The sequence below is a fragment of the Pseudomonas sp. microsymbiont 2 genome, from assembly GCF_054788395.1.
In genome coordinates, this window is the sequence record NZ_CM139112.1 from 560,652 (window position 1) to 577,811 (window position 17,160).

A 17,160-nucleotide genomic window follows, 5' to 3' on the forward strand; every position below is an offset into this window, starting at 1 on the left:
TTGTCATGCTGAGCCCCTACATGTCGCCCGTGGAACGGGTGTGGTTCTACAGCCTGCGCATCCTGTGCGGCCTGATTTTGCTGTTTCTGGTGCTGCCGGTGCTGGTGATCGTACCGTTGTCGTTCAACAGCGGGAGTTTCCTGGTCTATCCGCTGCAGGGCTTTTCTTTGCACTGGTACCAGGACTTCTTCGCCTCCGCCGAATGGATGCGCGCCCTGAAGAACAGCATCATCGTCGCCCCGGCGGCCACGCTGCTGGCCATGGTGTTCGGCACCCTGGCGGCCATCGGCCTGACGCGCGGCGACTTCCCCGGCAAGTCGCTGGTGATGGCGCTGGTGATCTCGCCGATGGTGGTGCCGGTGGTGATCATCGGCGTGGCCAGCTACCTGTTCTTCGCCCCGTTGGGCATGGGCAACAGCTTCTTGTCGTTGATCCTGGTGCATGCGGTGCTGGGCGTGCCGTTCGTGATCATCACCGTGTCGGCCACGCTGCAGGGCTTCAACTACAACCTGGTACGTGCGGCGGCCAGTCTGGGAGCGTCGCCTTTGCTGGCCTTCCGTCGGGTGACCTTGCCGCTGATCGCGCCCGGGGTGATCTCCGGGGCGCTGTTCGCCTTCGCCACGTCGTTCGACGAGGTGGTGGTGACCCTGTTCCTCGCCGGGCCGGAGCAGGCGACCTTGCCACGGCAGATGTTCAGCGGCATTCGCGAGAACCTGAGCCCGACCATCGCGGCGGCGGCCACCTTGCTGATCGCCTTCTCGGTGATTCTGCTGCTGACCCTGGAGTGGTTGCGCGGGCGTAGCGAAAAGCTGAGAACCCAGCAGCCGGCATGATTCTTCGAAGCGGGTGACGTGGGAGCGGGCTTGCCCCGCGATGGCATATCGAATTCACCATCGCAATCGCGGGGCAAGCCCGCTCCCACGCCATCCGTTCAACCACCTGCTACGCCTGCGTTGATACCAATCAGCCCCGATCCGCTTCGCTGAGTTACAATGCGCGCCACCGTGATTCTGCCCAACAGGTGCGCCATGCAGCCCTACGCTATTGCCCCCTCCATTCTGTCCGCCGATTTCGCCCGCCTGGGCGAGGACGTCGACAAGGTCCTGGCCGCTGGGGCCGACATCGTCCACTTCGATGTCATGGACAACCACTACGTGCCCAACCTGACCATCGGTCCGATGGTCTGCAGCGCCCTGCGCAAGTACGGCGTGACCGCACCGATCGACGTGCACCTGATGGTCAGCCCGGTCGACCGCATCATCGGCGACTTCATCGAGGCCGGCGCCACCTACATCACCTTCCACCCGGAAGCCTCCCAGCACATCGACCGCTCGCTGCAACTGATCCGCGACGGCGGCTGTAAGGCCGGCCTGGTGTTCAACCCGGCCACCGGCCTGGATGCGCTGAAGTACGTGATGGACAAGGTCGACATGGTCCTGCTGATGAGCGTCAACCCAGGCTTCGGCGGGCAGAAGTTCATCCCAGGCACCCTCGACAAGCTGCGCGAGGCCCGCGCGCTGATCGATGCCAGCGGCCGTGACATCCGCCTTGAGATCGACGGCGGCGTCAACGTAGGCAACATCCGCGAGATCACCGCCGCCGGCGCTGACACCTTCGTGGCCGGCTCGGCGATCTTCAACGCCCCGGACTACAAGGAAGTCATCGACAAGATGCGTGCCGAAATGGCGCTGGCACGCGCATGAGCGGCTTCGAGCAGCTGTTCCCGGGGACGCTGCCCAGGCTGGTGATGTTCGATCTGGATGGCACCCTGATCGACTCGGTACCGGACCTGGCCGCAGCCGTCGACCGCACGCTGCTCGAACTCGGGCGCCCGCCCGCCGGGCTGGAGGCGGTGCGCCACTGGGTCGGCAATGGCGCCCAGGTGCTGGTGCGCCGAGCCCTGGCCGGTGGCATCGACCACGATGCAGTGGACGACGAGCTGGCCGAACGCGCCCTGGCGCTGTTCATGGAGGCCTATGCCGACAACCACGAACTGACCATGGTCTACCCCGGTGTGCGCGACACCCTGCGCTGGCTGCGCAAGCAAGGCGTGGAGATGGCGCTGATCACCAACAAGCCCGAACGCTTCGTCGCACCCTTGCTCGATCAGATGAAGATCGGTCGTTACTTCCGCTGGATCATTGGCGGCGATACCCTCCCGCAGAAGAAGCCCGACCCGGCGGCGCTGCTGTTCGTCATGAAAATGGCCGGCGTTTCCCCGGCCGAGTCGCTGTTCGTCGGCGATTCGCGCAGCGATGTGCTGGCGGCCAGGGCGGCGGGTGTGCAGTGTGTCGGCCTGACCTATGGCTACAACCATGGGCGGCCCATCGACGAAGAGTCGCCCAGCCTGGTGATCAGCGACCTGCGCCTGCTGCTGCCCGGTTGCTTAGTCACCGACACTGGGATAACGTTGGCGGACCTTCAAGCCCCGCAAAGCAGAGACAACGACGTGGTGGTTACCGGCAAATTCTGGATGAAAGTCATCAAGGCCCTGGCCCGTTGGCGCTGGCGCGCCTGACTCCTGCCCGCCGGCGCCTGCCGGCCCGTCCGCTTGCCCGACCCCATTGCTGCTTGCCACGAGGCTACCCATGATCCGCGAAGAATTCCTGCGCCTGGCCGCTGCCGGCTACAACCGCATCCCCCTGGCCTGCGAAACCCTGGCCGACTTCGACACGCCGCTGTCGATCTACCTGAAACTTGCCGACCAGCCCAACTCCTACCTGCTCGAGTCCGTGCAGGGCGGCGAGAAGTGGGGGCGCTACTCGATGATCGGCCTGCCGTCGCGCACCGTGCTGCGGGTGCATGGCTACCATGTCAGTATCCTGCAGGACGGGGTCGAGGTGGAGAGCCACGACGTCGAGGATCCGCTGGCCTTCGTCGAGGCGTTCAAGGATCGCTACAAGGTCGCCGACATTCCGGGGCTGCCGCGTTTCAACGGTGGCCTGGTCGGTTACTTCGGCTATGACTGCGTGCGCTACGTGGAAAAACGCCTGGGCGCGAGCCCCAATCCAGATCCGCTGGGCGTGCCGGACATCCTGCTGATGGTGTCCGATGCCGTGGTGGTGTTCGACAACCTGGCGGGCAAGATGCACGCGATCGTGCTGGTCGACCCGGCCGAGGCGCAGGCCTTCGAGCAGGGCCAGGCGCGTCTGCAAGGGCTGCTGGAAACCCTGCGCCAGCCGATTGCCCCGCGTCGCGGCCTCGACCTTGGTGGCCCGCCAGCCGCGGAGCCGGAGTTCCGCTCCAGCTACACCCGCGCCGATTATGAAAATGCCGTGGATCGCATCAAGGAGTACATCCTGGCCGGCGACTGCATGCAGGTGGTGCCGTCGCAACGCATGTCGATCGACTTCAAGGCCGCGCCCATCGACCTGTACCGGGCCCTGCGCTGCTTCAACCCCACGCCGTACATGTACTTCTTCAACTTCGGCGACTTCCATGTGGTCGGCAGCTCGCCGGAGGTGCTGGTGCGGGTCGAGGACAACCTGGTCACCGTTCGCCCGATCGCCGGTACTCGCCCGCGTGGCGCCAGCGAAGAGGCCGATCGCGCGCTGGAAGACGACCTGCTGTCGGACGACAAGGAAATCGCCGAGCACCTGATGCTCATCGACCTGGGCCGCAACGATGTCGGTCGCGTCTCTGCGACCGGCAGCGTGCGCCTGACCGAAAAGATGGTGATCGAGCGCTACTCCAACGTCATGCACATCGTCTCCAACGTGACCGGGCAGTTGCGCGAAGGGCTCACCGCGATGGATGCGCTGCGCGCGATCCTGCCAGCCGGCACCTTGTCCGGCGCGCCGAAGATTCGCGCCATGGAAATCATCGACGAACTGGAGCCGGTCAAGCGTGGGGTCTACGGTGGCGCGGTGGGTTACTTCGCCTGGAACGGCAACATGGACACCGCCATCGCCATCCGCACCGCGGTGATCAAGGACGGCGAGCTGCATGTGCAGGCCGGTGGCGGGATCGTCGCCGACTCGGTGCCGGCGCTGGAGTGGGAAGAGACCATCAACAAGCGCCGGGCGATGTTCCGCGCGGTGGCCTTGGCCGAGCAGACCTGCGCCAAGTAGTTTGATCGGGGCTGCACAGCAGCCCCGGCCACTCAGAAGTCGACGCTCACCGCCACGCTCACCCCCTGCTGGCGCAATTCATCACTCTTGCGCCAGTTGTAGTTCCCCCGCAGATTCACTCCCGGTACCAGTTCATGGGCCACGCCCAGGCTGGCGCGGGTCAGGTTGCTGTGCGGCGTATACCCAGTGAGGGTGAAGTCGTTCGCCGGCAGGCGGGTCAGGTGCATGCGCAAGTCCTGCTGGTCATCCTCGAACTCATGCTCGCGGGCCACCTCGGCGAACAGCTTGGTCGTCGGCAGGATCTGCACGCTACCGAGCAAGCCGACCCCCAGTCGACGTGACGTACGTTCCTGATCGTCGAAGCCAAGTGCCGTCGAGCGATCGCTCTTCTCGTCGTAGCCATCGACCTTGACCCGCGCATAGTCGGCGCTGATGAACGGTGCCAGCTGCCAGGTGCTGCTCGCGGCGGCCAGGTTGTAACCCAGTCGCGCGGTCACCGCCCAGGCTTCGCCATCGGTATCGCCTTTCTCGCTGCGTTCGTTCACACCCAGGGCAAAGCTGCGCTTCAGGTCGCGGTAGTCGAGGTGGCCGGCGGTCAATGCCGCGTCGGCCCACCAGCGATCCTGGCGGAACTGGGCGAAGGCGCTGGCCAGGTAACTGTCGAGCTTGTAGTCCGAGTCTTGCTGGCCGGCCTCGAGCTTCTGCCGGTAAACCCCGGCGGCCAAGCCCACGCGCCAGGCCTCGTCGAGCCGGTAGCTGCCGCCAAGAGTCAGGTTGTAGCCGCGTCCGTCGCCGCTGGCGGCGCTGCGCTGGCTGCCGAAGTCCAGGTCCTGGCCGCCGGTGGCGACGAACGCCTGCCATTGGCCGAGCGCCTGCCAGGGTGTCTGCCACTGGTTGCGCAGCTCGTCCTGGTGGGCGCGGATGCTGGCGTGGGCGATTTCCGGCAGCAAGGTCAGTTCCCAAGGCGCCGCCAGGATCGAATAGCCGTAGTCGGCGATCAGTTGCTGGCCGGCGATGGTCGGGTGCACGGAGTCGTTGAACAGCAACCGGGTCGGGTCCGGTGTGGTGCCGTTGGCGCCGTAGACCGGGTTGCCAGCGCAGCTGTTGCCGCTGTAGCAGGTGCCGACCAGGTTCTGATCGGCGGCCAGGCCAAATTGCGTCGGATCGGCCAGTGCCTCCTGGAGCAGCAACGGTACGTTCAGTGGAATGATCTGGGCATCGATACCGGCAAGCTGGCTGACCAGCGACTGGTTGAACACGCTGGACAGTTGCGACAGCGGACCCTGTTGGGGGGTGCCGCTGAAGTTCGGGGTCTGGCCCAGATCGGGCAGCAGCCAGACCATGATGTACCGCGCGCCGGCCTGTTGCAGGGCCTGGGCGCTGGCCGCCAGGCGGGCGCCGGCAGCCGCGGCGCTGGCGGGGCTGGTGACCAGGCCCTGGAGGAAATCGTTGCCGCCGCCGGTCAGGTAGTACAGCGCGCTGGGATCGGCTCCCAGTCCTGCGGCCAGATAGCCGGGGCGTTCACGCAGCACGGTGCCGGCGCCAGGTTGGCCGGGAGGGACTACCGCTTTCGAAGTGGTGGTGATCGAGTCGAGGATCTGTTGCGTGGTGTAGCCGCCTACCGCCCAGTTGTTGCCGTCCGGCAATCCCTGCAGCAGGTGGGTGAGCGAAGTGGATGGGCCGAGCGAGGCGTCACCGAGGCCGAGCCTGGCGCCGAGGATCATCGGCGAGACCGGTGCGTAGTTGCCGTCGGCGTCTCGATTGGTGAAGCGCATGCCGGCGGTGCCGCCGGTCAGGTCGGGAAACTGTCCGGCATCGCTGAGGCTGTCACCAAAGACGACCAGCGAGCTGTAGGGCGATGGAGCGGCCATCGCCTGGCTGCAAGCCAGCGCCAGGGCACCGATGGACGTGCGCAGCAAAGGAGCTTTGTGCATGCATGAATATCCTTTTCGTTGTTTTTATCGGGACACGCTGCATGACCATAGCAAATCGCCGGTCTTTGCCTGTCATCGCGTTCGTTTCCCCGTGTTTACGGGCGTATTGCGCCCGCCGCCCCGGTAGGTTACTGTCCGGGAACGTATGAACGAGACCTACCCCGTGTTGATCGTCAGCAAACTCTTGATGCGCGTTATCAAGGCCGTCGCCCGTTGGCGTTGGCGCGCCTGACTTTTCCCCTGCCGGCTCCGCCCGGCCCGTCCCCGTTTGCCTTCCGTTCGTTTCACCTGCCGCCTCGCGTGCAACTGCCCGCGCCCGTGACCGGCAGTGGAAGGCTCGAATCAAAAAGTCAGTATTCAAGAGGTTGATTGCAGATGTTACTGATGATCGACAACTACGACTCCTTCACCTACAACGTCGTGCAGTACCTCGGCGAGCTGGGTGCCGAGGTCAAGGTCATTCGCAATGATGAAATGACCATCGCCCAGATCGAAGCCCTCAACCCCGAGCGCATCGTCGTGTCCCCCGGCCCTTGCACGCCGAGCGAGGCAGGTGTCTCCATCGAGGCCATCCTGCACTTCGCCGGCAAGCTGCCGATCCTGGGCGTGTGCCTGGGGCACCAGTCCATTGGCCAGGCCTTCGGCGGCGACGTGGTGCGCGCGCGCCAGGTGATGCACGGCAAGACCAGCCCGGTATTGCACCGCGACCTGGGCGTGTTCGCCGGCCTGAACAATCCGCTGACGGTGACGCGCTACCACTCGCTGGTGGTCAAGCGCGACACCTTGCCGGATTGCCTGGAAGTGACCGCGTGGACCGCGCATGAGGACGGCTCCGTCGATGAAATCATGGGCCTGCGTCACAAGACCCTGAATGTCGAAGGGGTACAGTTCCACCCCGAATCCATCCTCACCGAGCAGGGCCACGAGCTGTTCGCCAACTTCCTCAAGCAGACCGGCGGCCGCCGTTAAGGACCGATCATGGATATCAAGACCGCTTTGAGCCGTATCGTCGGCCACCTGGACCTGTCCACCGAGGAAATGCGCGAGGTGATGCGCCAGATCATGACCGGCCAGTGCAGCGAGGCGCAGATCGGCGCCTTCCTGATGGGCATGCGCATGAAGAGCGAGAGCATCGACGAGATCGTCGGCGCCGTGTCGGTGATGCGCGAGCTGGCCGACAAGGTCGAGCTCAAGAGCCTCGACGGCGTGGTCGACATCGTCGGCACCGGTGGCGACGGCGCCAACATTTTCAACGTTTCCACCGCCTCGGCCTTCGTCCTGGCGGCGGCGGGCTGCACCGTGGCCAAGCACGGCAACCGCGCGGTGTCCGGCAAGAGCGGCAGTGCCGACCTGCTGGAGGCCGCGGGCATCTACCTCAACCTGACGCCAGTGCAGGTGGCGCGCTGCATCGACAGCCTCGGCATCGGCTTCATGTTCGCCCAGACCCATCACAGCGCCATGAAGCATGCCGCCGGCCCGCGCCGCGACCTGGGGCTGCGCACCTTGTTCAACATGCTCGGCCCGCTTACGAATCCGGCCGGTGTGAAGCACCAGGTCGTCGGGGTATTCACCCAGGCGCTGTGTCGCCCATTGGCCGAGGTGCTACAGCGCCTGGGCAGCAAGCACGTGCTGGTGGTGCACTCCAAGGATGGCCTGGACGAGTTCAGCCTGGCCGCGCCGACCTTCGTCGCCGAACTGAAGAATGACCAGATCACCGAGTACTGGGTCGAGCCGGAAGACCTCGGCATGAAGAGCCAGAGCCTGCATGGACTTGCCGTCGAGGGGCCACAGGCGTCGCTGGAACTGATCCGTGACGCCCTGGGGCGGCGCAAGACCGAGAACGGCCAGAAGGCCGCCGAGATGATCGTGCTCAACGCTGGCGCCGCGCTGTACGCCGCCGACCACGCGATGACCCTGGCCCAGGGCGTGGAACTGGCCCACGACGTGGTGCATACCGGGCTGGCCTGGGAAAAGCTGCAGGAACTGGGCGCCTTTACCGCGGTATTCAAGGTGGAGAACGAAGCATGAGTGTACCCACGGTTCTGGAAAGGATCATCGCCCGCAAGTTCCAGGAAGTGGCCGAGCGCAGCGCGCGGGTCAGCCTTGCCGAGCTGGAACGCCTGGCCAAGGCCGCCGACGCCCCGCGCGGCTTTGCCAACGCGCTGATCGAGCAGGCCAAGCGCAAGAAGCCGGCGGTGATCGCCGAAATCAAGAAGGCTTCGCCGAGCAAGGGCGTGATCCGCGAGCACTTCGTGCCAGCGGACATTGCCGTCAGCTACGAGAAGGGCGGGGCGACCTGCCTGTCGGTGCTCACCGACGTGGACTATTTCCAGGGCGCCGACGTCTACCTGCAGCAGGCCCGTGCCGCGGTATCGCTGCCAGTGATCCGCAAGGATTTCATGGTCGATCCGTACCAGATCGTCGAAGCCCGCGCCCTGGGTGCCGACTGCGTGTTGCTTATCGTGTCGGCGCTGGATGACGTGAAGATGGCCGAGCTGGCCGCCACGGCCAAGGACGTCGGCCTCGACGTGCTGGTCGAAGTGCATGACGGCGATGAACTGGAGCGTGCGCTGAAGACGCTGGACACGCCGTTGGTGGGGGTCAACAACCGCAACCTGCATACCTTCGAGGTCAGCCTCGAGACTACCCTCGACCTGCTGCCGCGCATTCCTCGTGATCGCCTGGCGATCACCGAGAGCGGCATCCTCAATCGGGCTGACGTCGAGCTGATGGAAATCAACGAGGTGTATTCGTTCCTGGTCGGCGAGGCGTTCATGCGCGCCGAGCAGCCGGGGCTGGAACTGCAGCGACTGTTCTTCCCCGACCAGGTGAAGAAGACCGTTCAGCAATTGGACTGATCGAACAGAGAGCCGGCAATTCTTGCCGGCTTTTTTGTATGCCTGTTCCGGTCCTTTCGCGGGTAAACCCGCTCCCACAGGAATTCTGTTGCTCTCAATGGGAGTGCAGGTCCTGTGGGAGCGGGTTTCGCGAAGAGGCCAGAGAATCCAACATCAAAGGTGGATCAATGACCGATCAACCCCTGGCCCTCACCGTCGAACAGGGCCTGCACGCCGAGCAAGACCTGCTGGCGGCCGTCTGTCGCGGCGAGCGTGAATCCGGCGTGCTGTTCTGGCGCCCGACCGACCATGCCCTGGTCATGCCGCGGCGCATGAGCCGGCTGGACAACTTCGAGGCCGCCTGCGCCGAGCTGGCCGTCGCCGGCTGGCCGGTGCTGCTGCGCGAGACTGGCGGCGAACCGGTGCCGCAATCCCACGCGACGGTGAATGTGGCCCTGGTCTACGTCGCGCCGCGCAGCGAAGGCGACCATGGGCGTATCGAGAACGCCTACGAGCGCCTGTGCCTGCCGTTGTGCGAGGTGCTGCGCGAGTGGGGGGGAGTCGCCTCGGTGGGGGAGATCGATGGCGCGTTCTGCGACGGTCGCTACAACGTCAATCTCAACGCTCGCAAACTGGTCGGCACCGCCCAGCGCTGGCGCCAGGGGTTGGGCGGCAAACGACCGGTGGTGCTGGTGCATGGCGCGTTGTTGCTCGACAACGAGCGCGAAGCGATGGTCGCGGCGGTCAACCGCTTCAACGAGTGCTGCGGGCTGGAGCAGCGCGTGCGGGCCGATAGCCACATCGCGTTGCACGAAGTGGTGCCCGCCGCGCCCTGGTTCGAGCGCCTGTCGCAGGCGTACGCCGAGGTAGTCGCGGCGCTGCCGACGGACTAACGGGTGCCGTAGACCACCATGGTCTTGCCCTTGACCTGCACCAGGCTGCGTTCTTCGAGATCCTTCAGCACGCGGCCGACCATCTCGCGCGAACAACCGACGATGCGACCGATTTCCTGGCGGGTGATCTTGATCTGCATGCCGTCGGGGTGGGTCATGGCGTCCGGCTGCTTGCACAGGTCGAGCAGGCAGCGGGCGACACGCCCGGTGACGTCGAAGAACGCCAGGTCGCCGACCTTGCGCGTGGTGTTGCGCAGGCGCTGGGCCATCTGGGCGCCGAGGGCGTAGAGGATTTCCGGGTCTTGCCGGCCCAGTTCGCGGAACTTGTCGTAGCTGATCTCGGCCACTTCGCATTCGGTCTTGGCACGCACCCAGGCGCTACGCTGGTGTTCCTGGCCAGCGGGCTCGAACAGACCCAGTTCGCCGAAGAAGTCGCCGCTGTTGAGGTAGGCGATGATCATTTCGTGGCCGTCGTCGTCCTCGATCAGGATGGTCACTGAACCCTTGACGATGAACGACAACGTCTCGGCCCGGTCGCCCGCGCAGATGATGTTGCTCTTGGCGGCGTAGCGACGACGCTGGCAATGCGCCAGGAGCTTGTCGATATTCTTGATCTTGGGGGGCAGGGCTGAGGCAACCATCACGAAATCCTGTTCGATGCGACGCATTGGCTTTTGTATAGATCGTCTGGCGAGATGCGCCAGTCATTTGGCGCCAGCTTATCAGACACTGCCCCCTGCATCGGCACAAAAGCGACATGCCTTGAGCTTTTCCGACAGCGCTACAAGGACTAAGCTGACACCCTTTTACGAGATCGGGAGTCCGGATAGATGAAGGCACGCATCCAGTGGGCCGGTGAAGCAATGTTCCTCGGCGAGTCGGGGAGCGGCCATGTCGTGGTGATGGACGGCCCGCCCGAAGCCGGGGGACGCAATCTGGGGGTGCGCCCGATGGAGATGCTCCTGCTCGGCCTCGGTGGCTGCAGCAGTTTCGATGTAGTCAGCATTCTCAAGAAGTCACGCCAGGCCGTGGAAAGCTGCGAGGCTTTCCTGGAAGCCGAGCGCGCCAGTGAAGATCCCAAGGTGTTTACCAAGATCCACCTGAACTTCGTGGTCAAGGGCCGTGGTCTGAAGGAAGCGCAGGTCAAGCGCGCGGTGGAGCTGTCGGCGGAGAAGTATTGCTCGGCCTCGATCATGCTCGATCGCGCGGGTGTGGAAATTACCCATGGTTACGAAATCGTCGAGCTGGCTTGAAAAAGATCGCGGGGCAAGCTCCCTTGCACTGTGGGGGCTTGCCCCGCGATATCGGCCTCAGGCGATCAATGGCGCAACGCCGGCAAGGCGTCCCGCAGCCACTGCGGCAGCTTCGCCTGCAGCGCTTCGCTGAGTCGCTCGCGCCGCTTCTGGTACTGCAGCCCCAGTGCGATCACGCCCAGACCGATCAAGGTCAGCACCAAGGGGAACAGCAGCGAATCGGCGAACACGTCGTACGACAGGTAGCCGAGATAGGCTGCCACCCCCATTGCCCCGAACACCATGAACACCGGCCTGCGCAGTAGCACGGCCAGGCCCATCAGCCCCAGGTTGATCAGGCAGTACAGGAACTTGCCCCACTCGCTGGCGCTGTCCATCATCGTCAACCCGCCCCAGAACGCCGCCAGCCCGGCCAGGTAGCCCCAGAAGGCATAGTCCCGGCGGGTGCGCCCGTCGATCACGACGAACACCAGCAGCAGGCCCAGGCCGAACCAAAGCGACACCGTGCGCCTTTGCTCCCAGCTGAACAGGTCGCCGTAGAACCATTCGCTGAGGTCCATGGACATGAACCACAGTGCCACGGCGATCGGCATGACGATGAACGGAAAGGGAACCAGCCTCAGCATCAGCAGGCCGGCGAGCACCGTCGCCGCTTCCATGGCCAGCCAGCCGCCCTGCACGTAGGTGTAGTACTGGTGATAGTCGCCTTGTGCATCGTTCATCGGCCACCAGCCAACGAGCCGCTCGATGGCGAAGACCGCCAGCGGCACGATGCTCACCGCCACGGCGGCCAGCACGCCCGCGGCGATGGGTTGGCCGCGGCGCTGCAGGGACAGGGCGAACAAGGTGAGCCCGGCGATATAGACCAGCGCGATCACCAGCAATGCGCTATCGCCGATGCGCATCCAGGCCTCGGTGAGCAGCCAGCCCATGGCGCCCATGATCAGCAGGGCGCCGAAGTAGAAGGCGACGTGGGCCAGCTGGAAGCTGCCACTGCTCTGTGGCTGCTGGCGCAGGAAGTCCAGCAGGGCCCGATCCTGTCCCGGCTGCAGCACGCCGGCGCTCACGGCGCGTGCCAGGTCCTTGGCGTCGAAGCGTTCCATGGCGTATGCCTCAGATGCGGTAGGTGCTCTTGGTCATGACTTTGGCCAGCAGGCTCATGCCGAACCGCACGGGCGCCGGGAACCGGTAGCCGCCCGCTTCCAGCGCGGACTCGGCATGCTGCTCTTCATCGACGCGCATCTGCTCGAGGATAGCGCGGGACTTGCCATCGCTCTCGGGGATCTGTTCCAGGTGCTCGTCGAGGTGCTTGCACACCTGGTGCTCGGTGGCCGCGACGAAGCCCAGGCTGACCTTGTCGCTGACCAGGCCGGCGAGGGCGCCGATGCCGAACGACATGCCGTAGAACAGTGGATTGAGCACACTGGGGTGGCTGTTGAGCTGACGGATGCGCTGCTCGCACCAGGCCAGGTGGTCGATTTCTTCTTCCGCCGCGTGCTCCATGGCCTTGCGTACCTGGGGCAGTTTGGCGGTCAGGGCCTGGCCCTGGTAGAGCGCCTGGGCGCAGACTTCGCCGGTGTGGTTGATGCGCATCAGGCCGGCGATGTGGCGGGTCTGCTGCTCGTCGAGCTCGGCGTCCGGCTGGATGATCGCCGGCGACGGGCGGGAAGGTTGGCCGCTGAAGGGCAGCAAGGTGCGCATGGCGGTATCGGCCTGCAGCAACAAGCGGTCGAGCGGCGAATAGTGACGTTCGGTAGCCATCGGGCACCTCCGCTGAAGTGATGCCCGACAGTCTACCTCAATACCCTTGGACGGGCTTGCCTTGGATCAGCCCGGCGGCCAGTGCATCTGGCGCTGGCCGAGCACGTGCATGTGGATGTGGTAGACGGTCTGGCCGCCCTGCTCGTTGCAGTTCATCACCACGCGGAAGCCGTCCTCGCAACCGAGCTCCTTGGCCAGGCGCTGGGCGGTGAACAGGATGTGGCCGGCCAGACCTTTGTCTTCTTCGGTCAGGTCGTTGAGGGTGCGGATATGTTTCTTCGGGATGACCAGGAAGTGAACCGGTGCCTGGGGGGCGATATCGTGGAAAGCCAGGACCTGGTCGTCTTCGTAGATGATCTTCGCCGGGATCTCCCGGTTGATGATTTTGAGGAATAAATCGTCCACAGCACGTGCTCCATGGTGAGTGTCGGGGCTGAGTGTACTGAGCCCGATGCCCCTCGCCCAGTGGCTATTCCATGCCGACCGGGCAGTAACGGCGATGGATTGCCCCGGCCAGCTTGCGCGTCAGCCAGCGCGGCAGCAGGCGCGGGGCGAACGCCAGCCAGCGGTTGCGCCGGCCCGGCATGATCAGGGCGCGGTTCTTGTCCAGTGCGCGAACGGTGTACAGGGCGATTTCTTCCGGGCTGGGGCAGTGGCTGCCGCCTTCGAGCCGCGGGATGCGACGCTTGGGCGAGCGCACCGGCCCCGGGCATAGCACCGACACCTTGATTCCGGCGCGACGAAGCTCTTCGCGCAGTGCTTCGGAAAAGCTCAGCACATAGGCCTTGCTGGCGGCGTAGGCGGCCATCCAGGGGCCGGGAGCGATCCCGGCAAGCCCGGCGACGTTGAGAATCTGCCCGCCACCCTGTATCGCCATGAGGTTGCCGATGGCATGGCACAGTCGGCTCAGGGCGAGGATGTTGACTTCGAGCAGGTCCTGTTCGTCTGCCCACTCATGGGCCAGGAACGGTCCGTAGGTGCGCAGCCCGGCGCAGTTGACCAGCAGGTCGATGCGCCGCTCGCCTTCCTCCAGTTCCAGCACGAAGCCGGACAGGCGCAGCGGCTGGCTGAGGTCGCAGGCGCGCAGCAGCACCTCGACGCCAAACCGCTGGGCCAGCTCGATGGCCACCGGCTCCAGCGTCTCGCGCTGGCGTGCCACCAGGATCAGGTTGCGCCCACGCCGTGCCAGGGCTTCCGCCAGGGCCAGGCCCAGGCCGCTGGAAGCACCGGTGATCATGGCGTAACGGGTCATGCAAGGCTCCTGGGGGCGTAAGGGGCGCCTAGTGTACAGCGTGGCCGGTTCGCTACAAGAAGTTGCTGCCTAGCCGCGAGCTACTCTCCAGGGCCGTGCGGTACTCGTCGTGCAGTCGTTCGATCAGCTCGGCGACGCTGGGCAGGTCCTTGATCTCACCGACCCCCTGGCCTGCCGACCAGATCGTTTTCCAGGCCTTGGCTTCGTCGCCGATTGGCTTGAGCTTGCCGGCCTCGTGCGCGCCCTTGAGTGCTGCCGGATCATAACCGGCCTGCTCCAGGCTCTGGCGCAGGAAGTTGGCGGGGATACCGGATACTGCCGGTGTCAGCACCACGTCGGTGGCGTTGGCACCGAGGATCATCTGTTTATAGGCCTCATCGGCCTGGCTTTCACGGGTGGCGATGAAGCGCGTGCCCATGTAGCCGAGGTCGGCGCCTAGCACCTGCGCGGCGAGCAGCTCATGGCCGTGGTTGAGGCAGCCGGAGAGCAGCACGGTCTTGTCGAAGAACTGACGAATCTCTGCCAGCAGCGCCAGTGGGCTCCAGGTGCCAGCGTGCCCGCCCGCGCCCGCAGCCACGGCAATCAGGCCGTCGACGCCAGCTTCGGCGGCTTTTTCCGCGTGCCGGCGCGTGGTCACATCATGGAACACCAGCCCGCCATAGCCATGCACCGCATCGACCACTTCCTTCACCGCGCCCAGGCTGGTGATGACGATCGGTACGCGGTGTTCGACGCACAGCGCCAGGTCGGCTTCCAGCCGTGGGTTGGACTTGTGCACGATCAGGTTGACGGCATAGGGCGCTGGTTGGTGCAGTGCCGCCAGGCCAGCTTCGATCTCCTCGAGCCAGGCCTTGAACCCGGCGCTGTCACGCTGGTTCAGCGCCGGGAAACTGCCCACTACGCCATTGGCGCAACAGGCGAGTACAAGCTGAGGGTTGGAGATCAGGAACATCGGCGCCGCCACCAGAGGCAGGCGCAGTTTTCGTTCGAGCGAGGGGGCCAAGGCCATGGCAAAACTCCTGTAAGTGGCTGGATATCGTCAGAACGGTTTGACCACCACCAGAATTACGATGCCCAGCAGGATCAGCACCGGCACTTCGTTGAACCAGCGATAGTAGACATGTCCGTGGGTGTTGGTGCCAGCGGCGAAGCGCTTGCGCTGGGCACCGCACATGTGATGGTAGACGGTGAGCAACGCCACCAGGGTCAGCTTGGCGTGCAGCCAGCCCTGGCTCAGCCAGCCGGGGTTGAGATAGAGCATCCAGCCGCCGAACACGTAGGTGGCGATCATCGCCGGGTTCATGATGCCCCGGTACAGCTTGCGCTCCATGGTGGTGAAGCGTTCGAGGCTGATGCTGTCCTGGCTCTGGGCGTGGTACACGAACAGGCGCGGCAGGTAGAACAGGCCGGCGAACCAGCAGACCACGCTGACGATATGCAGCGCCTTGATCCATAGATAGAGCATGGGGAGTTCCTTCAGGTTTCACGGTCGTCAGATAGTAGAGGTCAAGGCCCTGAAGGGTCATCCGAAGAGTTGTTACAGGCGCCTCGGCCCCCTATTATCGTGCGCTTTCCAGTGGTCTCGTTGATAAGGGGCAAGCGTCATGATCAAGGTCGGTATCGTCGGCGGCACGGGCTACACCGGTGTCGAACTGCTGCGTCTGCTGGCGCAGCACCCACAAGCCGAGGTGGCGGTCATCACCTCGCGCTCCGAAGCGGGCGTGGCGGTTGCCGACATGTACCCGAACCTGCGTGGCCACTACGACGGCCTGGCGTTCAGCGTGCCGGACAGCAAGACCCTGGCGGCCTGCGACGTGGTGTTCTTCGCTACCCCCCATGGCGTGGCTCATGCCCTGGCCGGTGAACTGCTGGCGGCCGGGACCAAGGTAATCGACCTGTCCGCCGACTTCCGCCTGCAGGATGCGGTCGAGTGGGGCAAGTGGTACGGTCAGCCGCATGGCGCGCCAGAGTTGCTCAAGGACGCGGTCTATGGCTTGCCGGAAGTGAACCGCGAAAAGATCCGCCAGGCGCGCCTGATCGCCGTGCCTGGATGCTATCCGACCGCGACCCAGCTGGGCTTCCTGCCGCTGCTGGAGGCCGGCCTGGCCGACCCGTCCCGCCTGATCGCAGACTGCAAGTCGGGCGTCAGCGGCGCTGGGCGGGGTGCCGCCGTGGGCTCGCTGTTCTGCGAGGCCGGCGAAAGCATGAAGGCCTACGCCGTCAAAGGGCATCGCCACTTGCCGGAAATCAGCCAGGGCCTGCGCCTGGCTGCCGGCAAGGACATCGGTCTGACCTTCGTGCCGCACCTGACGCCGATGATCCGTGGTATCCATGCCACCCTGTACGCTACGGTCGCCGACACCTCGGTCGACCTGCAGGCGCTGTTCGAGAAACGCTATGCCGACGAGCCATTCGTCGATGTGATGCCGGCTGGCAGCCATCCGGAAACCCGCAGCGTGCGGGGCGCCAACGTCTGCCGTATCGCCGTGCACCGGCCGCAGGGCGGCGACCTGGTGGTGGTGCTGTCGGTGATCGATAACCTGGTCAAGGGCGCGTCGGGCCAGGCGGTGCAGAACCTCAACATCCTGTTCGGCCTGGACGAGCGCATGGGCCTGTCCCACGCCGGTCTGCTGCCTTAAGAGTGGCGGTGAGCTGCAAGGCTCAAGCTGCAAGTGATCGTGTTGCGATTGGCTTGCAGCTTGTAGCTTGTCACTTGCAGCTTTCGTATTGTTGACCGATTTTCTCGGACAAGCGGATAATACGCCCCATCGAGTTTTATGGCGGCACTGCGCCGGGAGAGTCAACATGAGCGTCGAAACCTTCACCCCCACGGCTTTGGAGTTCACCCCCGGGGCTGCGCACAAGGTGAAGACCTTGGTCAGCGAAGAGGGCAACGATCGACTGAAGCTGCGTGTGTTCGTGACGGGCGGTGGCTGCTCGGGCTTCCAGTACGGCTTCACCTTCGATGAGGATGTGGCCGAGGATGACACCATCGTCGAGCGCGAGGGCGTGGCCCTGGTCGTCGATCCAATGAGCTTCCAGTACCTGGCGGGTGCCGAGGTGGACTACCAGGAAGGCCTGGAAGGCTCACGCTTTGTCATCAAGAACCCGAATGCCACCACTACCTGTGGCTGCGGCTCGTCGTTCTCGATCTGATCGC

The 17,160-nt window shown here is 64.8% G+C and carries 19 protein-coding genes; 11 read left to right on the plus strand and 8 right to left on the minus strand.

Annotation, left to right across the window (positions count from 1 at the left end):
* The first annotated feature begins 5 nt into the window (after positions 1-5).
* The 4 genes from ACYUME_RS02455 (at position 6) to trpE (ending at position 4,070) form a co-directional block, all read left to right on the plus strand.
* Positions 6-833, plus strand: a complete 828-nt coding sequence (locus tag ACYUME_RS02455) for an ABC transporter permease (protein WP_279887130.1) — start codon at positions 6-8, stop codon at positions 831-833.
* A gap of 195 nt (positions 834-1,028) precedes the next feature.
* Positions 1,029-1,703 (plus strand): ribulose-phosphate 3-epimerase, encoded by a 675-nt coding sequence (rpe, locus tag ACYUME_RS02460; protein WP_028689018.1) that lies wholly within the window; start codon positions 1,029-1,031, stop codon positions 1,701-1,703.
* Complete coding sequence (locus tag ACYUME_RS02465) at positions 1,700-2,518, plus strand: phosphoglycolate phosphatase (RefSeq protein ID WP_460417983.1); 819 nt, start codon at positions 1,700-1,702, stop codon at positions 2,516-2,518. Before rpe ends, ACYUME_RS02465 begins: the two co-directional genes overlap by 4 nt.
* A gap of 70 nt (positions 2,519-2,588) precedes the next feature.
* Positions 2,589-4,070, plus strand: coding sequence for an anthranilate synthase component I (gene trpE / locus ACYUME_RS02470; protein ID WP_279887127.1), 1,482 nt, complete (start codon positions 2,589-2,591; stop codon positions 4,068-4,070).
* A gap of 32 nt (positions 4,071-4,102) precedes the next feature.
* On the opposite strand, the gene estP is transcribed toward trpE, so the two are convergent.
* Positions 4,103-6,004, minus strand: a complete 1,902-nt coding sequence (estP, locus tag ACYUME_RS02475; RefSeq protein ID WP_460417984.1) for an esterase EstP — start codon at positions 6,002-6,004, stop codon at positions 4,103-4,105.
* 375 nt (positions 6,005-6,379) lie between these two features.
* On the opposite strand from estP, the gene ACYUME_RS02480 reads away from it, so the two are divergent.
* The 4 genes from ACYUME_RS02480 to ACYUME_RS02495 all read left to right on the plus strand — a co-directional run bounded on the left by ACYUME_RS02480 (position 6,380) and on the right by ACYUME_RS02495 (position 9,734).
* Entirely contained in the window at positions 6,380-6,973 is a 594-nt protein-coding gene (locus ACYUME_RS02480) for an aminodeoxychorismate/anthranilate synthase component II (RefSeq protein ID WP_279887134.1), read from the plus strand.
* 9 nt (positions 6,974-6,982) lie between these two features.
* Positions 6,983-8,032 carry an anthranilate phosphoribosyltransferase gene (trpD, locus tag ACYUME_RS02485; RefSeq protein ID WP_279887125.1) on the plus strand — a complete coding sequence of 350 codons (1,050 nt, stop codon included), beginning with the start codon at positions 6,983-6,985 and terminating at the stop codon, positions 8,030-8,032.
* Positions 8,029-8,862 (plus strand): indole-3-glycerol phosphate synthase TrpC, encoded by an 834-nt coding sequence (gene trpC, locus ACYUME_RS02490; RefSeq protein WP_279887124.1) that lies wholly within the window; start codon positions 8,029-8,031, stop codon positions 8,860-8,862. The genes trpD and trpC overlap by 4 nt, the downstream gene beginning before the upstream one ends.
* Positions 8,863-9,029: 167 nt before the next feature.
* Positions 9,030-9,734: a lipoate--protein ligase family protein gene (locus tag ACYUME_RS02495; protein ID WP_279887123.1), complete on the plus strand. Its 705-nt coding sequence runs from the start codon at positions 9,030-9,032 to the stop codon at positions 9,732-9,734.
* On the opposite strand, the gene crp is transcribed toward ACYUME_RS02495, so the two are convergent.
* Positions 9,731-10,375 (minus strand): cAMP-activated global transcriptional regulator CRP, encoded by a 645-nt coding sequence (gene crp / locus ACYUME_RS02500; protein ID WP_279805747.1) that lies wholly within the window; start codon positions 10,373-10,375, stop codon positions 9,731-9,733. The genes ACYUME_RS02495 and crp overlap by 4 nt on opposite strands.
* Before the next feature lie 189 nt (positions 10,376-10,564).
* Between crp and ACYUME_RS02505 the strand changes: the two genes are divergently transcribed.
* The gene (locus ACYUME_RS02505) at positions 10,565-10,987 is read left to right on the plus strand and encodes an OsmC family protein (RefSeq protein ID WP_213659316.1); all 423 of its coding nucleotides are present in this window, start codon (positions 10,565-10,567) and stop codon (positions 10,985-10,987) included.
* Between the two features lie 65 nt (positions 10,988-11,052).
* Here the strand turns inward: ACYUME_RS02505 and ACYUME_RS02510 are convergent, their stop codons facing one another.
* The 6 genes from ACYUME_RS02510 to hemJ form a co-directional block, all read right to left on the minus strand.
* Positions 11,053-12,090 (minus strand): DUF2157 domain-containing protein, encoded by a 1,038-nt coding sequence (locus ACYUME_RS02510; protein WP_460417985.1) that lies wholly within the window; start codon positions 12,088-12,090, stop codon positions 11,053-11,055.
* A gap of 10 nt (positions 12,091-12,100) precedes the next feature.
* Positions 12,101-12,748, minus strand: coding sequence for a 2-polyprenyl-3-methyl-6-methoxy-1,4-benzoquinone monooxygenase (coq7, locus tag ACYUME_RS02515; protein ID WP_279805750.1), 648 nt, complete (start codon positions 12,746-12,748; stop codon positions 12,101-12,103).
* A 66-nt stretch (positions 12,749-12,814) separates the two neighbouring features.
* Positions 12,815-13,153, minus strand: coding sequence for a histidine triad nucleotide-binding protein (locus tag ACYUME_RS02520; protein ID WP_460417986.1), 339 nt, complete (start codon positions 13,151-13,153; stop codon positions 12,815-12,817).
* A gap of 64 nt (positions 13,154-13,217) precedes the next feature.
* The gene (locus tag ACYUME_RS02525) at positions 13,218-14,000 is read right to left on the minus strand and encodes an SDR family NAD(P)-dependent oxidoreductase (RefSeq protein WP_460417987.1); all 783 of its coding nucleotides are present in this window, start codon (positions 13,998-14,000) and stop codon (positions 13,218-13,220) included.
* 52 nt (positions 14,001-14,052) lie between these two features.
* A complete protein-coding gene (locus tag ACYUME_RS02530; protein ID WP_460417988.1) occupies positions 14,053-15,009 on the minus strand; it encodes an NAD(P)H-dependent flavin oxidoreductase in 957 nt (318 codons plus the stop codon).
* A 30-nt stretch (positions 15,010-15,039) separates the two neighbouring features.
* Positions 15,040-15,465, minus strand: a complete 426-nt coding sequence (gene hemJ / locus ACYUME_RS02535) for a protoporphyrinogen oxidase HemJ (protein WP_279887116.1) — start codon at positions 15,463-15,465, stop codon at positions 15,040-15,042.
* A gap of 139 nt (positions 15,466-15,604) precedes the next feature.
* On the opposite strand from hemJ, the gene argC reads away from it, so the two are divergent.
* Together argC and erpA are read left to right on the plus strand one after the other, a co-directional pair.
* On the plus strand, positions 15,605-16,639 hold the full coding sequence (gene argC, locus ACYUME_RS02540) for an N-acetyl-gamma-glutamyl-phosphate reductase (protein WP_279887114.1): 1,035 nt from the start codon (positions 15,605-15,607) through the stop codon (positions 16,637-16,639).
* Between the two features lie 166 nt (positions 16,640-16,805).
* A complete protein-coding gene (gene erpA, locus ACYUME_RS02545; RefSeq protein WP_166885563.1) occupies positions 16,806-17,156 on the plus strand; it encodes an iron-sulfur cluster insertion protein ErpA in 351 nt (116 codons plus the stop codon).
* Positions 17,157-17,160 lie beyond the last annotated feature (4 nt).

Excerpts from the sequence above, each read along its gene's own strand:
- ACYUME_RS02465 (WP_460417983.1), top strand. The coding sequence starts at position 1,700 with ATGAGCGGCTTCGAGCAGCTGTTCCCGGGGACGCTGCCCAGGCTGGTG.
- ACYUME_RS02505 (WP_213659316.1), top strand. The coding sequence starts at position 10,565 with ATGAAGGCACGCATCCAGTGGGCCGGTGAAGCAATGTTCCTCGGCGAG.
- ACYUME_RS02510 (WP_460417985.1), bottom strand. The coding sequence starts at position 12,090 with ATGGAACGCTTCGACGCCAAGGACCTGGCACGCGCCGTGAGCGCCGGC.
- estP (WP_460417984.1), bottom strand. The coding sequence starts at position 6,004 with ATGCACAAAGCTCCTTTGCTGCGCACGTCCATCGGTGCCCTGGCGCTG.
- argC (WP_279887114.1), top strand. The coding sequence starts at position 15,605 with ATGATCAAGGTCGGTATCGTCGGCGGCACGGGCTACACCGGTGTCGAA.
- ACYUME_RS02480 (WP_279887134.1), top strand. The coding sequence starts at position 6,380 with ATGTTACTGATGATCGACAACTACGACTCCTTCACCTACAACGTCGTG.
- erpA (WP_166885563.1), top strand. The coding sequence starts at position 16,806 with ATGAGCGTCGAAACCTTCACCCCCACGGCTTTGGAGTTCACCCCCGGG.
- rpe (WP_028689018.1), top strand. The coding sequence starts at position 1,029 with ATGCAGCCCTACGCTATTGCCCCCTCCATTCTGTCCGCCGATTTCGCC.
- ACYUME_RS02525 (WP_460417987.1), bottom strand. The coding sequence starts at position 14,000 with ATGACCCGTTACGCCATGATCACCGGTGCTTCCAGCGGCCTGGGCCTG.
- trpC (WP_279887124.1), top strand. The coding sequence starts at position 8,029 with ATGAGTGTACCCACGGTTCTGGAAAGGATCATCGCCCGCAAGTTCCAG.
- ACYUME_RS02530 (WP_460417988.1), bottom strand. The coding sequence starts at position 15,009 with ATGGCCTTGGCCCCCTCGCTCGAACGAAAACTGCGCCTGCCTCTGGTG.
- trpE (WP_279887127.1), top strand. The coding sequence starts at position 2,589 with ATGATCCGCGAAGAATTCCTGCGCCTGGCCGCTGCCGGCTACAACCGC.
- ACYUME_RS02455 (WP_279887130.1), top strand. The coding sequence starts at position 6 with ATGCTGAGCCCCTACATGTCGCCCGTGGAACGGGTGTGGTTCTACAGC.
- crp (WP_279805747.1), bottom strand. The coding sequence starts at position 10,375 with ATGGTTGCCTCAGCCCTGCCCCCCAAGATCAAGAATATCGACAAGCTC.
- coq7 (WP_279805750.1), bottom strand. The coding sequence starts at position 12,748 with ATGGCTACCGAACGTCACTATTCGCCGCTCGACCGCTTGTTGCTGCAG.
- ACYUME_RS02495 (WP_279887123.1), top strand. The coding sequence starts at position 9,030 with ATGACCGATCAACCCCTGGCCCTCACCGTCGAACAGGGCCTGCACGCC.
- trpD (WP_279887125.1), top strand. The coding sequence starts at position 6,983 with ATGGATATCAAGACCGCTTTGAGCCGTATCGTCGGCCACCTGGACCTG.
- hemJ (WP_279887116.1), bottom strand. The coding sequence starts at position 15,465 with ATGCTCTATCTATGGATCAAGGCGCTGCATATCGTCAGCGTGGTCTGC.